The organism is Moorena sp. SIO3I6 (genome assembly GCF_010672095.1).
The window spans coordinates 1-14538 of the sequence record NZ_JAAHHU010000051.1 but is presented as its reverse complement, the minus strand read 5'-3'; the positions used below and the strand labels follow the sequence as shown (position 1 = coordinate 14538).

Annotated in this window: 19 protein-coding genes and 1 pseudogene; 12 read left to right on the top strand and 8 right to left on the bottom strand. The window is 43.7% G+C overall.

The window, feature by feature from the left end:
* The first annotated feature begins 201 nt into the window (after positions 1–201).
* Positions 202–621 carry a helix-turn-helix domain-containing protein gene (locus tag F6K49_RS16550; RefSeq protein ID WP_293098377.1) on the top strand — a complete coding sequence of 140 codons (420 nt, stop codon included), beginning with the start codon at positions 202–204 and terminating at the stop codon, positions 619–621.
* Between the two features lie 204 nt (positions 622–825).
* On the opposite strand, the gene F6K49_RS16545 is transcribed toward F6K49_RS16550, so the two are convergent.
* Positions 826–1107, bottom strand: a complete 282-nt coding sequence (locus tag F6K49_RS16545; RefSeq protein ID WP_293025525.1) for a YiaA/YiaB family inner membrane protein — start codon at positions 1105–1107, stop codon at positions 826–828.
* Between the two features lie 274 nt (positions 1108–1381).
* Positions 1382–1558: a hypothetical protein gene (locus F6K49_RS16540; RefSeq protein ID WP_293098375.1), complete on the bottom strand. Its 177-nt coding sequence runs from the start codon at positions 1556–1558 to the stop codon at positions 1382–1384.
* A gap of 374 nt (positions 1559–1932) precedes the next feature.
* On the opposite strand from F6K49_RS16540, the gene F6K49_RS16535 reads away from it, so the two are divergent.
* From F6K49_RS16535 to F6K49_RS16510, 6 genes are all read left to right on the top strand, one after another.
* Positions 1933–3111 carry a hypothetical protein gene (locus tag F6K49_RS16535; protein WP_293098373.1) on the top strand — a complete coding sequence of 393 codons (1179 nt, stop codon included), beginning with the start codon at positions 1933–1935 and terminating at the stop codon, positions 3109–3111.
* 167 nt (positions 3112–3278) lie between these two features.
* Positions 3279–3554: a hypothetical protein gene (locus F6K49_RS16530; protein ID WP_293025529.1), complete on the top strand. Its 276-nt coding sequence runs from the start codon at positions 3279–3281 to the stop codon at positions 3552–3554.
* Positions 3551–3787, top strand: a complete 237-nt coding sequence (locus F6K49_RS16525) for a DUF3598 family protein (protein WP_293098370.1) — start codon at positions 3551–3553, stop codon at positions 3785–3787. Before F6K49_RS16530 ends, F6K49_RS16525 begins: the two co-directional genes overlap by 4 nt.
* A gap of 64 nt (positions 3788–3851) precedes the next feature.
* Complete coding sequence (locus F6K49_RS16520; RefSeq protein WP_293098367.1) at positions 3852–4610, top strand: DUF3598 family protein; 759 nt, start codon at positions 3852–3854, stop codon at positions 4608–4610.
* Between the two features lie 77 nt (positions 4611–4687).
* Complete coding sequence (locus F6K49_RS16515) at positions 4688–5482, top strand: DUF3598 family protein (protein ID WP_293044337.1); 795 nt, start codon at positions 4688–4690, stop codon at positions 5480–5482.
* Between the two features lie 179 nt (positions 5483–5661).
* The gene (locus tag F6K49_RS16510; RefSeq protein WP_293098364.1) at positions 5662–6411 is read left to right on the top strand and encodes a hypothetical protein; all 750 of its coding nucleotides are present in this window, start codon (positions 5662–5664) and stop codon (positions 6409–6411) included.
* Between the two features lie 312 nt (positions 6412–6723).
* Here the strand turns inward: F6K49_RS16510 and F6K49_RS16505 are convergent, their stop codons facing one another.
* Positions 6724–8064: a DUF4157 domain-containing protein gene (locus F6K49_RS16505; protein ID WP_293098361.1), complete on the bottom strand. Its 1341-nt coding sequence runs from the start codon at positions 8062–8064 to the stop codon at positions 6724–6726.
* Between the two features lie 162 nt (positions 8065–8226).
* On the opposite strand from F6K49_RS16505, the gene F6K49_RS16500 reads away from it, so the two are divergent.
* From F6K49_RS16500 to F6K49_RS16485, 4 genes are read left to right on the top strand one after another with little or no spacing between them, the layout of a single operon-like run.
* A complete protein-coding gene (locus F6K49_RS16500) occupies positions 8227–8400 on the top strand; it encodes a hypothetical protein (protein WP_293025541.1) in 174 nt (57 codons plus the stop codon).
* A gap of 36 nt (positions 8401–8436) precedes the next feature.
* Complete coding sequence (locus F6K49_RS16495) at positions 8437–8691, top strand: type II toxin-antitoxin system HicA family toxin (RefSeq protein ID WP_293025542.1); 255 nt, start codon at positions 8437–8439, stop codon at positions 8689–8691.
* A gap of 8 nt (positions 8692–8699) precedes the next feature.
* Positions 8700–9020, top strand: a complete 321-nt coding sequence (locus F6K49_RS16490; protein ID WP_293025544.1) for a type II toxin-antitoxin system HicB family antitoxin — start codon at positions 8700–8702, stop codon at positions 9018–9020.
* 4 nt (positions 9021–9024) lie between these two features.
* Complete coding sequence (locus tag F6K49_RS16485; RefSeq protein WP_293068711.1) at positions 9025–9267, top strand: hypothetical protein; 243 nt, start codon at positions 9025–9027, stop codon at positions 9265–9267.
* Here F6K49_RS16485 and F6K49_RS16480 read toward each other — a convergent pair.
* The 3 genes from F6K49_RS16480 to F6K49_RS16470 form a co-directional block, all read right to left on the bottom strand.
* On the bottom strand, positions 9243–11210 hold the full coding sequence (locus F6K49_RS16480) for an ATP-binding protein (protein ID WP_293068714.1): 1968 nt from the start codon (positions 11208–11210) through the stop codon (positions 9243–9245). The two genes, F6K49_RS16485 and F6K49_RS16480, sit on opposite strands and share 25 nt — an antisense overlap.
* Positions 11211–11441: 231 nt before the next feature.
* Positions 11442–12821, bottom strand: a complete 1380-nt coding sequence (locus F6K49_RS16475; protein ID WP_293068717.1) for a transposase — start codon at positions 12819–12821, stop codon at positions 11442–11444.
* 475 nt (positions 12822–13296) lie between these two features.
* The gene (locus F6K49_RS16470; RefSeq protein WP_293025549.1) at positions 13297–13518 is read right to left on the bottom strand and encodes a DUF3134 domain-containing protein; all 222 of its coding nucleotides are present in this window, start codon (positions 13516–13518) and stop codon (positions 13297–13299) included.
* A gap of 73 nt (positions 13519–13591) precedes the next feature.
* Between F6K49_RS16470 and F6K49_RS16465 the strand changes: the two genes are divergently transcribed.
* Positions 13592–14176 (top strand): PAP/fibrillin family protein, encoded by a 585-nt coding sequence (locus F6K49_RS16465; protein WP_293025551.1) that lies wholly within the window; start codon positions 13592–13594, stop codon positions 14174–14176.
* On the opposite strand, the gene F6K49_RS16460 is transcribed toward F6K49_RS16465, so the two are convergent.
* Together F6K49_RS16460 and F6K49_RS16455 are read right to left on the bottom strand one after the other, a co-directional pair.
* Positions 14143–14319: a hypothetical protein gene (locus tag F6K49_RS16460; protein WP_293068720.1), complete on the bottom strand. Its 177-nt coding sequence runs from the start codon at positions 14317–14319 to the stop codon at positions 14143–14145. The genes F6K49_RS16465 and F6K49_RS16460 overlap by 34 nt on opposite strands.
* A gap of 93 nt (positions 14320–14412) precedes the next feature.
* Positions 14413–14538 (bottom strand): annotated as a pseudogene (locus F6K49_RS16455) (photosystem reaction center subunit H); the annotation flags it as partial.

The following is a 14538-nucleotide window of genomic DNA, read 5'->3' as shown; positions in this document are numbered from 1 at the left end:
GCAATAGTTTTTCTATCCGACCACCCTCATAACCCTCATTGCCCTTACAACCCCTGACGTTAATGCAATAGTTTTTCTGGCTGACCACCCTCATAACCCTTATAACACTCATGATGCTTTCGATACTTCTCACCCACCCCTTGCATTTTCTAAAAAATCGTGTTAATATAACAATATCGTTAAAGCAATGGTTTTGCCGCCATGATGATTTCTACCGCACAAGCCGCTAAATTACTAGGTATCTCTGCCACTCGCGTCCGTTTCCTTTTGAGCAAGGGCAGAGTCAAAGGAGCTTATAAGGTCGGTAGAACTTGGGTGATTCCTTTATTTGATGGCATGCCAGTGGTCACGCCTGGCACTCGCGGACCGAAGCGGAATTGGTCAAAGCGTACAAATTACACGAAGGCGGTCATCCACGTTAATCAGAAAGTGATTCGCCAAAATCACAACACCGGCGAACGCAATCCGGTGATTACCGTCAAACGAGGCTCTAAAAACATTTACGGTCATACTGTCGAAGTCAATGGCCCTTGTCGGGTGATGTATCGCCCAGATGATCCCCTACACTGTGGAGCACGGGTATGGATTGAGACGATTTCTGATTTTAAGGTCATCGCCTAAGCGGTCAGCGGTCAGCGGTCAGCCGTCAGTGGTCAGGTTCATGTAGGGTGGGCAGTGCAGCAGAAGACAGATAATTAAGCTTGCAAACCACGTTGCACTGCCCACCCTACGATTATTAATAGACCTCTATGCGCTGATAGCTGATAGCTGATAGCTGATAGCTGATAACTGATAACTGATAACTGATAGCTGATAAACTTGATATTAGCCCAGAGAGTTGTGGTCAGTCAGTAGTTTTTCAACTCTAGCTTCTTCAACTTTCGAGGTTAGTTTTTTCGATTCATGGATATCTCGTGTAGTTTTAGCGATGTTGATGCTAGAGCCAATAGAGAAAAGTAAACCGATACCTAAGTAGCCTTTGATCCAGTTATCTGCTGGCAAATTGGCAATGCCAATAGCCATAGCAAAAACCGAAATAACAAAAGACGCCCAAGACTGAATGACCCAACCTGTACTATGGCTTTGGTTGCTAAATCGTTCTTGCATGTTATTCAACCTTTAAGTGCGATAATATTAATGAATTTAATTTTGATCATACAAAGCTTATTGTCTAGTAAGTTGAGAGCAATGACAGTTTTTGGAGCTGCATACAATAGCATTTATCGAGTAAGTCAAATAGGTGGAGGGGCAGGAGTTAGGTAAGCATTCAGCTATCAGTGATCAGCCGTCAGCTCATCAACAACCGTCGCCAGCTGAACCAACTGTCCCCAAGCTGATCAAGTATCCCTACTAAGGTGGTATGATTCTTCAATTTTCCCAATTACTGTACACTCCAGACTTCACCCCCAGTAAGGGTAACAATTCTGCTTATTTCCCAGTCAGGTGAGGTAGATAAGTTGTGGATTTTAGGCAATAGGGAATAGGCAATAGGGAATAGACAATAGATAAAACTAGGAAAGAGAACCGATAATTTTTTCCTGTTCTTATAAATCAGCATTGGGTTTTATGATTTATTGGGAAATGCTATAGTTGAGCTTATTAAGATGCTATGGCACACCTGAAAAACTGGAAAACCATGACTTTCTATGATTCTACTCCTAACACAAAACCCCAACCCATAACTAAGGATTTGGTATCCATTTCTTAAGCCATTGATTCTGATCTGGCTAATTATAATTTTTGATTGTATATGTCATTGGTTTGCTAATTTCAAAAGTCAGCATAAGTCTTGGTGGTTAAATTATTTGTAGCTTAAGGGATTGAGTTACAGTTTGTAAAACTAGGTGATAAAAGACTAGTAAAGGGTTGATGTAAAATTATGTCAAAAAAATTTTTTTTCGGGCTTTAACACTGTATAATACCATTCGAAGTATGAAAATTATGTCAAAAAAAGCAAGTATGTCACAAAACATTAATCAAAGGAGAACAGTTCATGATTTTCCCAACGTGATTGCTGTCAAACGACAGGACTGTCTAGGTGGTTTTTTCACACCCACTCTTGCGGATATTACGGTTAAGCATAAAATGCTAGAGGACTATTTTCGTTCGCCAACCGTAGGTTTGCTCTTACCTCTTGGCTCTAAGCGGGAACAGGATACTTTTCCCGAAACTTTGAACTATTGCCTAAACTGGGGGATTGCATTAGAGAGAATTGTCGTGATACATTCACCGCGAGCGCAAGCTGTCGTGGATCACTTGGGGCTGAAGGAAAAAGGCTGCGTGATTCTCAACGAAGCAGCTATGCTTGATTTATTTAACCTAGAGCGCATTCACTCGCGCTTTGCAGTCGATCTTGCCAAACATAAAGGCAAAGGAAGAGCCTTTGCGATAGCTTTTGCTTACTTGAAATATGTTCAGCAATGGCAGACACTCAAAGATCTATTTGTTCTTGATGTTGATATCAACGCTACCCAATATCGACCACTTCACTATTTGGGATATGCCCAAGCTATTTTTCCAGATCAAGAGCGTCTATTTCTGCTCACGGCACAAAACAATACACTCAGGGATAATCACTATCTTTTTGTGATGCGCGATCCCTGGCGACATGAAAACGAACTTGGTTGCCACTATGCTAAACATTTTGATCGGCTCGTCTGGTCTCTAACTGGTGAAACAATGTTGAGATGGGATATGCTAGTCGAGCATATTCCTTTTGCGATCGCTTATGGGATGGAAACGGTGTGGCAGCTTTTTGCGGCAGATTGGGTTGCCCTTTCCCAGCAAGGTAACTATAAAGTTGCCCAAGTAGTTAACCCACAAACAAAAAGAGACGGGGGGAGTCTGGGGCAAAGTGGGCGTTGCTATGATGCGACGATGTACCGTCAATTGAGTCTGATGGCTTGGTTTCTGATTAAATATGGCAAACCGCTATATAAATTCACCCCAGAAGATTACCATACTGTTAATACCCGTTTAAGTCTGGTAAATCGTACTGCAATCTTGCCAGATAATGAAGACCATGGCCTCCCTTATGACGTTCAACTCCATTCTGATCTCTTTATCCCGCCTTTGGGAATGCTAGCCTCTGAAGATTGTTTAAATATTTAGCATTATTTAGCATTCCAAAGAGCTTAGACCACAAGTGTTGAATTGAGTAATAAACGTTACCCAAAATAACTGATATCTCTATACCATTTTTGTTAAACAACTTCATCAAGACACAGAGCAGGAATTACGATAAACATATACTTCTGGGCACTTGTCAGGCAAAAGGCTTGCATAAACAAGAATCGAAAACTACTTCTGCCCGATTCCCGACTCCCAGGGCGTGCGCTTTCCGACTCCCTGCTCCGTGCTCCCTGCCTAAATTTGAAACCGCAAAGCAGTTTATCGCCCAAGGGGCACGAGGATTATTACCGGAATCGGTCTTGGAGCATTTTGGTGAAACAGAGTGGAGTGCGCAACGGATTTGCGCTGGGTGGAACTCTTGCTTATGCTTGTGGATGCAATCCTCAGGTTTTTGGCAATGGAACACAGGAGGTTCTAGATGAGTGATTTCTTAACTCAGAACTGGGAAAAATTCTTAGAAATTCAGGCTATTGGTGATTGGAATGGCATATGGACTCGGCTGGCAGGGAATGGGGAGTTAGTAGAACGTTGTCTTGATGCAGTCGCTCATGGCGCATGGGTCTGTGTGCGGAACCTGCGTCCGCACCGCTGTTTGCCCCGTGGAAACCCCCTTTGGCGGCGCTGCATCGCTTTCATGGAGTCAGGAGCTATGTAGTCTATCCTGATCGCGAAGCAGTAGTTCAAAAAAATCACTGTCTTGATGCAGTCGCTCATGGCGCATGGGTCTGTGTGCGGAACCTGCGTCCGCACCGCTGTTTGCCCCGTGGAAACCCCCTTTGGCGGCGCTGCATCGCTATCGATATGAAGATGGTAGGAGTGAGTCTAGAACATTTGGTCCTTACAAAAAAGGGAAGCTAACAACTCCCTTCTTAGACTATAGCTGGACTTGGGGATACACACCTAAGATTGAGCGGGGCCAGTTATATTATTTTGAGACATGCCTCAAGCACGAAAGGTTAGGAGTGAGTGGCGGCTGTAAGTATCTCGAAGATGGCTCATTACATCATGTTACCTCTATCTGGGAGACACTAGACTTCTTTCGAGGAGAGCCTAAAGAGATAGACTATACTTCTTCTGACAATTGGAAGGGGAGTATGATTTCCACTATAACCCCAGACTTAATTATCGCAACTACCAGTGATTGTCAGTGGAAGCCTATAGATGAATTAGCCCAGGAAAATATTATAGTCAGCTTCTCGAATGGAGTGACTGTTAGTCTCCCAGAAACGGCTGCCTATGATAGAGAATCTCTTATAATCACGGATTGGTTAGTGAATTCCTCTCTTTTAAAAAGGGGAATCCGTCACTATAACCAGGAAATTCTCTCACTTTTACCTAATGAATTTCATGAGATAACATCTTCAAATATTTATTGCAATTTTTTTTGCGATCGCATAAACTGGATTATAATTAGATTTAATAACAACAATGGGCACAATCATGATCAGGATCAAAAAAAGCGATCGCTTGATTACTGATAGATAGCAAACTTCGGGATTAGGGATAACAAAATTGTAACACAAAAACACACAATCCGAAAAAAACTCATGATCCGGTGACTAATTATATGGAATTAAAAGAGCAAAACTGGAAAAACTTCACGGAAAACCATTTGCGGGAGTGGCATGGTATTTGGACAAGGTATTCTCCTGAAGGAGAGATAATAGAATCATTTCAAAGTCTAAGAAGCTTCCGCAGCAATCCAGAACAAACAGAACTTTATCACACTAATCGTTATATATACGCTGACGGTAGGATAGAAGAAAAAAAATGGCAGTCTAAGAAACAGGATAAGGTGTTACCTGATGGAATGGTTCACCCAGCATTTCCGTCAATGAGATCATTTTTCTTTGAACAAGGTGCAGCTACATGGTCAGCTAAACAGTTAGAACCTGGTTCGATCTTTCAACCGGCTGAATTGTTCTTCAAACATGAAGATATAAGACATAGTGTGCCAATTCTTTATGATACTAATGGCAGTTTGATGCGGATAGTGAGTATCCGTGAAGATGCAGCAGACTTCCCCAGTAACTATTGGTCAAAGGAAATCAATCTCTTACCTGAGAGAAATCTGAGTGGTAACTGGCAAGGAACTTCTGTTACCATGACCCCAGATTTAAAGGTTTCTGACCCAATAGCAACTCAACTAAACTGGCCCTTGGCAGGAAACAAAATGTTCTTTTTCCCTGATGGTATTTCTCTGAGTTGTCCTACTCAAGTCAGTATTGGCACTTCCTTTACCATTGCGGCAAATTGGCTAGTGACAGATTCCCAACTGCAACAACTTAGCGTTAACTATGATAATTATGGAGCCTTTTCTGGCTTGACGCTCGAACTATTGCACCTTTAAACTATAGAGCACTATCCCTAATGATTTGGATTTGGCATCATTTAGGTATCATCCTGCATATTTTTGACGAAAACCAAAATAAAATAGGGATACTAAATGAATTGTGATAATTTTTGTTCCCTACTCCCTACTCCCTAATCCCTACTCCCTGTTACATTTACTAGAGTTTTCTTAAGCTAATGAATTTAAATAAGTTTGTCGATCCCCGATATGATATTTGGATGAAAACAGCAACTATGCTGGAAGAACGTTATCTTTCCTTGGATAGTAATGTTGATTGGGATGGGTTACAAAAAAATATTACTTCGGCTAGCAAAGAAAGAATACAGAAAATTTTTGATAAAATTAACAACAGTGAAAACCTTAATAAAGGAGAGCGAATTTTTTTGATAATGTTAAAGCTGCTCAATGATACCCCTGTCAATAATGAAGCAGAAATTATCAAACAATTACAAAACCATATTTGTGAAATAGAAACCATATTTGTGCCTTGGGATATTGTCTTAGAAAATCAAAAAAGGAATCATCATGAAGCGGAAACTGATCCGATGAAATTAGCTGAGTTATATCGAACAGATTCCACAGAAAGAGCATTAAAAGACGCAATGGCAGGTATTCCCCCTCAGGAACGGGATCAATTTTATCGTGGGATTATGAAACCGCCATATCATACAGTTTCTCGTCGTAATATTTTTCCCGGAAAAGTAATTTATGGACTCAGTGGACACTTAATTGTAGTTGATGAAAATACTGGTTCTATCCAAATTCAACAACCTAAACAAAAAGGTTATTGGTGGTTTGATAAAGACTATTTTAAATCGATGCCTAACCGCCCCTATGTCTTTCAAAAACCTGGAGCTGATGGGACAAATGTTTGGGATAATTATACGTTTAATGAAGCAGCAGATATTAGCAACAAAAAAAGTTAATCTAGATTAAGGAATACAAAAGTACATCGGTCCTGTGAAATAAGCCAAGGGAAAAGAGCGAAGACATAGCGGTGCGCGCACCGTCCAGTTTTTACATTGGTTTGTACGCTCATAATTGGGTAAATTTTTGGGATGAATGTACCGAGTGCCAGTAGGGGTAGGGTGGGCAAATTTTGATAATTTGATAATTTGATCAGCTCTGATGCCCATTTGCCCACCCTACCAGATCAGGCGATCGCACTGACAGTAGTTCCAAGAGCGATCGCACTTAACGCACCCGACAAGATCAGCGTACGCCCTGTTGTTGACTTGCTATACTCCGAAATAATTTCTTATCTCCTGGGCTTTATTTGCCGCCATATGTGGTGGAATACATGCGCGGTCTTGCGCGCAACGGTTGATTACTTGCCTTAAGTACCGTTCCAATTGAGCCTGATTAGCATTGTAGACATGAGCGTGCGCCCCCTGTAATTGCTGGTTTGGATCATGGGATGATATATGCTGCGGAGATGTCTCTCTCATTCGATTCCCCAGGAACTGCGCTCTGTTCAACGCTAATATCCCGCCTCTGATCGCACTGAACGTAAACATTTTATTGCCATAGTGCCACCCGATACTCGCACCGAAATCCGGGTCTGGTCCAAAGACACGAGCACTACCATCGCCTTGGTGGGCGGCATACCCCGCTCCTAGGTCTCTTCCTCTGTTTGCTGTTATGTCCTGTGTGTACGTCGTTATGCCCGTTCCTAACATGTGGGGATAGTCCGCTGTCTCTATATCCACCCACCAGTCTAGATTCACATCTTGATGATAGTTGTCATTTGGACCATAGATACGTCGGCCTGCGTTCACTTCGTCGTCATGCACCGGTAGGGTGACCACCGTCCGCTGGATTGTTTGCCCTTCGCTAATACTCGCCGTCGAGCCTCCTTGTTGGACTACATGAGTTAATTCATGGGCAATCAATTCCTGTCCACCTTTATGTGATGGATTATACTCCCCTCTCTTGAAAAAGATGTGATTTCCCGTGGTAAATGCTCTGGCTTGGAGGGAGCGATTCAGTGTGTCCGACTGACGGTCTGTGTGGATTTTCACTCGGCTAAAATCCGCCCCCATCGCTTGCCCCATCGACCGTTGTAGACCCGCATCCAATGGTTGGCCACCACCCCGGGCACGGGATAGGGCTGATTCCAACTCAGGTGATGCTGCGCCACCTCCAATGGCTTTCCGACGGAGCACCAAAGGCTTCAACTGCAAGTCAACTACCGTCTCTTCGTCTCTCTGTAGCCTCTGATTCTCTTGCTTTGTCTGGATTTCTTTCCCTTCCCCCGACTGAACAGTCTCTCCTTGACTGCTAACCCCAGCACCAGGGGCATTAATCTGACTCACCACCTGACGGGCTACCCTGTCCGCTTGCTGCTCATACTTATCCCCAACTGCACCAATGGTTAACTTCGGCTGCACTACCGGTAATCCATTCCCACCCACAGGCACATTTACAAAGCTACGATTCAAACCAGACGCCCTATCAAGGTCGGAGTTTACCTGTTTTTCTGGCACCGAACGCACTGCCGCTCGCTGTAACCAACCACTACTGGGATGGGATGCACTCTGGGACTGTTGCTGATGTTTAGTTAATCCCTGACGCTTCATTTACCAGTCCTCCGTCCATAGATTGGGCATTTGTTATACCCATGTTTTCCGGTTTGATACTCTTAGTTACATTAAACTTCGCACTAGTTGTCTCGGTCAAGGGGAAGGGATTTGGGGTTTTGGGATTAGATTTTACTCTAGTGATTAATCTTCCGGTGGGCAGTGCTTACCTTCGCCCTTTGCCAGCAAATGTATCTGTTTCAAGCACTGCCCACCCTACAGGAACGATTTGCTATTCCTGAAGACTTTGCCCGACTGATTGATCTCACGTTCAATTATGTTCCCAATCTAGTGCGGCGGTTAACTGTAACTAAATTTAGTTGCATGTTCGGGTAATGCCTTTTATAATTAATCACTAGATGGGGTGTCAAGATGACTCGACAAGAAAAGCTGATAAAACGTTTTCTAAGTAAGCCGAAGGGTTTTACTTGGGATGAATTGACCAAGCTTTTGTCCGGACTCGGCTTTGAGGAGGTCAAAGCTGGAAAAACAGGCGGTTCAAGGCGACGATTCATTAACTCTGATGGCGTGGCGATCGCTCTGCACAAGCCTCATCCTCACAACACACTCAAGATGTATCAGATTGAGCAAACGATCGATATTCTTAGGCACGAAGGATTGTTATGAATAACTTTATGAAATACAAGGAATACCTTGGCTCGGTCAATTATAATGATGAGGATGAGATTTTCTACGGGAAAGTAGAGTATATTCGTAGCCTGATCAGTTATGAAGGTCAGGATGTTAAATCTCTTCGGGCCAGTTTTTACGAAGCAGTGGATGACTACCTAGAGCTTTGTAAACTCAAAGGGATAGAACCGGAAAAGCCTTTCAAGGGAAGCTTTAACATCAGACCTGGAACCGACCTTCATCGACGTGCTGCATACGCAGCTATTGAACGAGGGATAAACTTGAACCACCTAGTGACAGAGGCACTTGAGCAGTATCTGAGATAACTGCTTGACCCTGCTTCAACCGAAAGGCGGCGGAGTGGGAGCGATCGCACTCATGCACTGCCCACCCTACAGAAACTGCCAACCCTACAGGAACGATTCCCGATTCCCGATTCCCGATTCCCGATTCCCTTTCCCCTCCTGGGAGGGGTTAGGGGTGGGTTCCGATTCCCGATTCCCGATTCCCGATTCCCGATTCCCGATTCCCGATTCAACACTTGCGGCCTATAACCTAAAATCCTCTGGATAAATTGGTATGTTTAACTTGCGAAACTCCGTCCGTGTGGCTGCCAATACCAATTCCATGGTTACGGGGGTACCTGCCTGGGCTGCTAAAAAAGCTGCATTGAGAGCAATATTATTAATACTACCACCGGTAAGATTAAATCGCCCCAAACGGTTATAATCTAATTCTTCTAAAGGTGTTTCCTCTGGAAAAACTTTCTGCCACATCAGCTTACGTTGCAACCTACCAGGGAAGGGAAACTCAATGATAAACCGCAGTCGCCGTAGAAATGCTTGATCTAGAGCACTCTTCATATTGGTTGCCAAAATTGCTAATCCCCGATAAGATTCTATCCGCTGTAATAGATAATTAATCTCTATATTAGCATAGCGGTCATGACTGTCTTTTACTTCACTACGTTTACCAAATAGAGCATCTGCTTCATCGAAAAATAAAATTGCCCCACCATCTTCTGCAGCATCAAATAAACGTCGCAGATTTTTCTCTGTTTCGCCGATATATTTACTTACCACTGCTGACAGGTCAATGCGGTAAAGATTTAGTTGTAAATTATTAGCAATCACTTCCGCTGCCATCGTCTTTCCGGTCCCACTTTCCCCAGCAAACAAGGCACTGATACCCATTCCCCGATTCATCCGTCGTTGAAATCCCCAATTTTCATAGACTTTACGACGTTGGTTAACTTGGTCAGCAATTTGATGGAGCAAGCCCATTTCTTCTTTTGGTAAAACTAGATCATCCCAAGTGGCTTTGGCATCGATGCGAGTCGCCAAGTTATCCAATTGCGGACGAGTGCTAAGTAAACAAGCATGCCAAAGACGAGTATGGAATTCGACCCTATCTGTTACCTTTTCATCCAGTGCTAACCGGGCATTCTGCTCAATAGTTGATAGGTTAAGATTAAACTGACTGGCTAAAAGGGAGGGACTTTCTGTTAAGCCAGCATCACCAAGACAGTTGCTCCAAGCTGCTTGTTGTTCTGGGGCGGTGGGTTTGGTAATATCAAGGGTAACACTGGCTCTACTTAAATGCGATCGCGCTTCGTGGGTATCGAGGAACAACAAACTGTGGTACCGTGATAAAAATCGGTGGAGTGGTGAAGCGGAACCAGTAGTTGCGGATTTTTCTTGTTCCTGGGCATCGAGGTAAAGCACCACTGGCATCAAAATACTTTCCCTCTCCCACAATCGCAAGAAAGTTTCCAATTCTGCGGCTGGGGTCGGTAGTAACCCCGATGGTAAGCGATACAGTTGCAAACCAAGAGCGGCAGCAGTATGACCAGCAATTAGCTCCTTACTAGGACTATCTGTACCCAACAACTGAATGATGGGTAAATGGGGTGCAGAGCTTGCTTGTTTGAGGTTGTTGATAATTTTTTTAACAATAGTTTCCTGAGAAGGAGGTAGGTTACCTGTGGGGGGTTCCACCCTCATTACTAAGGTTCCCAGTCGGTCATCTAAGTAATTTAAGCCTTTGAGGTAATTGACAATTCGCTCATCAGCTCGTATAGCACTAGTAATTAAAGGTTGATATCCTACCTGGTTAATTTCAATCAATCGCCAATAACGCAGGGGACGTTCCGGTGAAACTACATGCCAAGCGGGTTGGTCAAACAGGGAAAGCGCTAAAGCAAAGGTGGGATAGGGACGTTGTCCATCGTTTTGAGCCAAAGCACATAAACCAGCAATGCGGGTATCCAGTTCCATCCCCGCACACAACAGCAACACCCCTTGTTCAAAAGGGGATAGTCCAAACCGCTGACTTAAATACACCAAGGCCGGGTATGGCTCTATGGCTGCAACGGTTTCCATTGCACCATAAGCCTGCTCTATGTCTGTATCTATGACTTCTTTTCCAGCCAGCTGTTGTAAACGCAGACGCAGCCAATCCAGTGCCTTGGCTAAGTAGTTCTCATTACGTTCTAACCAGTAGTCTCCCCGACTCATGATAGCGATCTAAGGGTGAATTACTCATACAGCATGACTCAAAACTTATTACTTTTGGAATTCAGGTCAGTGTAGACAATTTTGAGAAATTGTTCGGGACTGAGAAACCCTTTTCCCCAGGTGGAATCGAACTCAGCAGTAGGCTTGGACCACTAGAGACATCAATGAAAGGATAGATGCCATTGAATTGACATCTCCCCCAGCTAAAGCACGGGGGATTCTCAAAGGATGTTACGTCGCAGGTTGAAACCGTGCGACTTCACTCCTTTTCCTGTACGATCTAGACAGAGATGTGAACAGATCATACCGGTGCGGGAGTGTCAATGCTCCCCTACCTGCCTTGGTTAGGTCGAGTCCTAACTGTACAGTTACTTTCCTGGCAATATTGGCTGCACCGTTGCAGTCTGCGTTAACCAGGTGACCGTTGGAAGACTTATACAATCCACGTTTCATCCTTTTGCCCGACGGTGTCCATCCTGTGGGTTTTTCACCATGTTTTGGGAGGCTGTCGTCGTCAAGGTAAGACGCTTTACTGGTGTACGCTTCCTCAGTAATTGTTAGTTTTATTCCATATTCTCGACAGAGTTGTTTTAGTCTTTCTATTAATCTCTTGGTGGGGATGACCACAAACTTTTGATTTCCTCGTCGCCCCATGTTTGTTCGATTTTTCTGCCCCTCATTCCAACCAATAATAAGATTTCCGATACGATCGCTAAGACAACGGTTGATGATAAATCTGGCCGCTTTATTGACAGCATCGCGCATCTGATTATTACGCTTCCTCTGAACTCTATCAAGGTTGGCATCCCAGTAAAACTCAGGTTTTCCAGCTTTGTACTTCGCAACAAGACGGGCATATCCTTGGTTCATTGACTTGAGCTTACGACCATCAATTATCAGACTCTTTCCTTGGGTCGAAACTCCAGTCAACCAGTTATCGCCACCGTGATCGAAACTCCATGCCTGGGAATAGTCTAGGTTCGGATCTTGTTCTACTGGTTGTTTCCCATCATCTATTACCCAATCAATCCATAGTTGCCCATAGTAAGGGCGAATTGTTACCTCTTTAACCCAGTCTGGGTCTATGAATTCTGGGGCTTCTAGTACAATTTCACCTAATAATTCTGGCTTACTTTCCTTGCTTATAGACGGATAAAATAATCCTTTTCTATAGGTGAGGGCTTGTCGCGGAAAAGTAACAGCAGCCAGTCCTCCTTTATTTCTATACCTAAGAAGCTTTGGCCTGTCTACTTGTCCCTTGTAATAAAGTGGAACTAGCTGATTGTAACTTGTGATTGATTCAGCCACAGATTTAAGGGTCTGCTGTGCTGATTGGGCGGCCATCGCCTTGTAATGGGGATTGTTCTTCAGCTCTTTGCATAGTTCGGCATACTTTACACTACACTTATAGGTTTTCCATCCGTAGCGAAGTACGTCTTCTTTCCAGTAAGTAGTAAAAGCTTCTGGTTGTTGTTCTAGCCAACTATAATGTTTTTGTTTGGAGTAATAGATCGCACAATTCCACAGACTGTTAGCGTTTTCACACTGAAACAGCCAGAAAGCTTTTTCTTCGTCAGTAAATGTTGCTTTTACAGGAATCGTTTTGTACATCGCAAGCTATCACCTCCTTATATATATTATGACCTATTTAGATCATAAAAGTTCCACGTTTTCGGGATACGACTGGATAAATCCAGTCGCTCTGTTTCACCCCGGAGACGAAACCTTAGAATAAGGCAGCCTTAATCATAAAGTTTTAACCTTTTACCCATAACCGACCAACCATAAAGGCTGCCTTATTCTTGCGGTAACTTCTGACCCGGTCTAAAGACACAGGGCTCTCACATTTCGGGAAGTTTTGGTAGAGTGACCAAGAATAGTGAACATCGGCTCAGTAAATTCATGGCTAATGAATTAATTAGTTGCTCAAAACCTTGTTGTTTTTTGCTATAATTTAGTTTATGAAAAATAATTTCAGAAATGATTCAGCAACGGTTACATTGTGAATCATTTCTGATTGCCATTCGGTTCCAATTCGGCTAAAACTATTTGGTAAAACTAGACTATTTGGTCAAACTAGTTAGTGTTAATTCAAACTTTCTTCCTCCTCCTCGTAGTTATTGTCCTCTACCCCCATCAGTTCAGAGATTTCTACGTCATCACCTAGGGGATTTTCTTCCTCTAAAATCTCCCGTGGGATCAGGCGATTATTAGACTCTAACCAATCTAAAAGGGAAGTTTCTTGCTTAAGGGGAATGACCTCAGCGAGTTGATCACGATGTAGTTCACGTAGAGCAGGATTGTACATAGGCTTCTTCAGCTAATATGGACGAGGTGAAAACCTTTAACTTTGAGTCTAGCAGTCAGCTAGAGGAAATTTTATGATTGGCAAGGCGGAACTCTTAGAAGCGATCGCAGGAAAGAATCGTGGTCTCTTAGCAAGCAAAACCGATAAAACAGCAATACTCGCAGCAGTTACCCAACTGGAAGGGAGAAACCCCACCCCTCGACCCCTTGAGGCGCAAGACTTGCTAGATGGTAACTGGCGTCTGCTATATACTACGAGTCAAGAACTTTTGAATCTTGACGGATTTCCCTTGGTACAACTGGGTCAAATCTACCAATGTGTTCGTACCTCAGATACTAAAATTTACAACATAGCTGAATTATCTGGTATTCCCTATCTCGAAGGTGTTGTCAGTGTTTGTGCTAGTTTCGAGCCAGTATCTCAATGCCGGGTTAATGTTAGGTTCGAGAGGTCTATCATTGGCCTACAAAGCTTCCTGAGCTATAGCTCTGCCAATGATTTCATTGAGCAAATCGAAGCTGGCAAAAAGTTCCCAGCTATTGACTTTCCCATCAATAGGGACAACCAACAGGGTTGGTTAGAGATCACCTATCTTGACGATGACCTGCGCATTGGACGGGGGAATCAGGGGAGTGTGTTTGTGTTAACCAAGAAATGAGTAGGGAGTAGGGAGTAGGGAGTAGGGAGTAGGGAGTAGGGAGTAGGGAGTAGGGAGTAGGGAGTAGGGAGTAGGGAGTAGGGAGTAGGGAGTAGGGAGTAGGGAGTAGGGAGTAGGGGTTGGGAAAATTGACTGTACCTCATAACTATGATCAAGGCTATATCTGTTCCCTAACCCTCAACAAACAACCCTCAACAAACAACCCTCAACAAACAACCCTCAACAGTGATCATGAATTAGTAACCAGCCTCTTCTTCGTATTCTGGAGCTTTCTTTTTCTCAGGAATGTTGACTCGCGGTGCTTTGTAAGGCTCTGGGGAGCGGTCATCATCCCAGGCATCACCCTCGACTTCGTACTTGTC

Coding starts and splice junctions, on each gene's coding strand:
- F6K49_RS16525 (WP_293098370.1), top strand. CDS start 3,551: ATGAGTGATTTCTTAACTCAGAACTGGGAAAAATTCTTAGAAATTCAG.
- F6K49_RS16460 (WP_293068720.1), bottom strand. CDS start 14,319: ATGAGGTACAGTCAATTTTCCCAACCCCTACTCCCTACTCCCTACTCC.
- F6K49_RS16490 (WP_293025544.1), top strand. CDS start 8,700: ATGAAATACAAGGAATACCTTGGCTCGGTCAATTATAATGATGAGGAT.
- F6K49_RS16495 (WP_293025542.1), top strand. CDS start 8,437: ATGACTCGACAAGAAAAGCTGATAAAACGTTTTCTAAGTAAGCCGAAG.
- F6K49_RS16470 (WP_293025549.1), bottom strand. CDS start 13,518: ATGTACAATCCTGCTCTACGTGAACTACATCGTGATCAACTCGCTGAG.
- F6K49_RS16520 (WP_293098367.1), top strand. CDS start 3,852: ATGGGTCTGTGTGCGGAACCTGCGTCCGCACCGCTGTTTGCCCCGTGG.
- F6K49_RS16540 (WP_293098375.1), bottom strand. CDS start 1,558: ATGCTGATTTATAAGAACAGGAAAAAATTATCGGTTCTCTTTCCTAGT.
- F6K49_RS16545 (WP_293025525.1), bottom strand. CDS start 1,107: ATGCAAGAACGATTTAGCAACCAAAGCCATAGTACAGGTTGGGTCATT.
- F6K49_RS16510 (WP_293098364.1), top strand. CDS start 5,662: ATGAATTTAAATAAGTTTGTCGATCCCCGATATGATATTTGGATGAAA.
- F6K49_RS16475 (WP_293068717.1), bottom strand. CDS start 12,821: ATGTACAAAACGATTCCTGTAAAAGCAACATTTACTGACGAAGAAAAA.
- F6K49_RS16550 (WP_293098377.1), top strand. CDS start 202: ATGATGATTTCTACCGCACAAGCCGCTAAATTACTAGGTATCTCTGCC.
- F6K49_RS16480 (WP_293068714.1), bottom strand. CDS start 11,210: ATGAGTCGGGGAGACTACTGGTTAGAACGTAATGAGAACTACTTAGCC.
- F6K49_RS16505 (WP_293098361.1), bottom strand. CDS start 8,064: ATGAAGCGTCAGGGATTAACTAAACATCAGCAACAGTCCCAGAGTGCA.
- F6K49_RS16535 (WP_293098373.1), top strand. CDS start 1,933: ATGAAAATTATGTCAAAAAAAGCAAGTATGTCACAAAACATTAATCAA.
- F6K49_RS16465 (WP_293025551.1), top strand. CDS start 13,592: ATGATTGGCAAGGCGGAACTCTTAGAAGCGATCGCAGGAAAGAATCGT.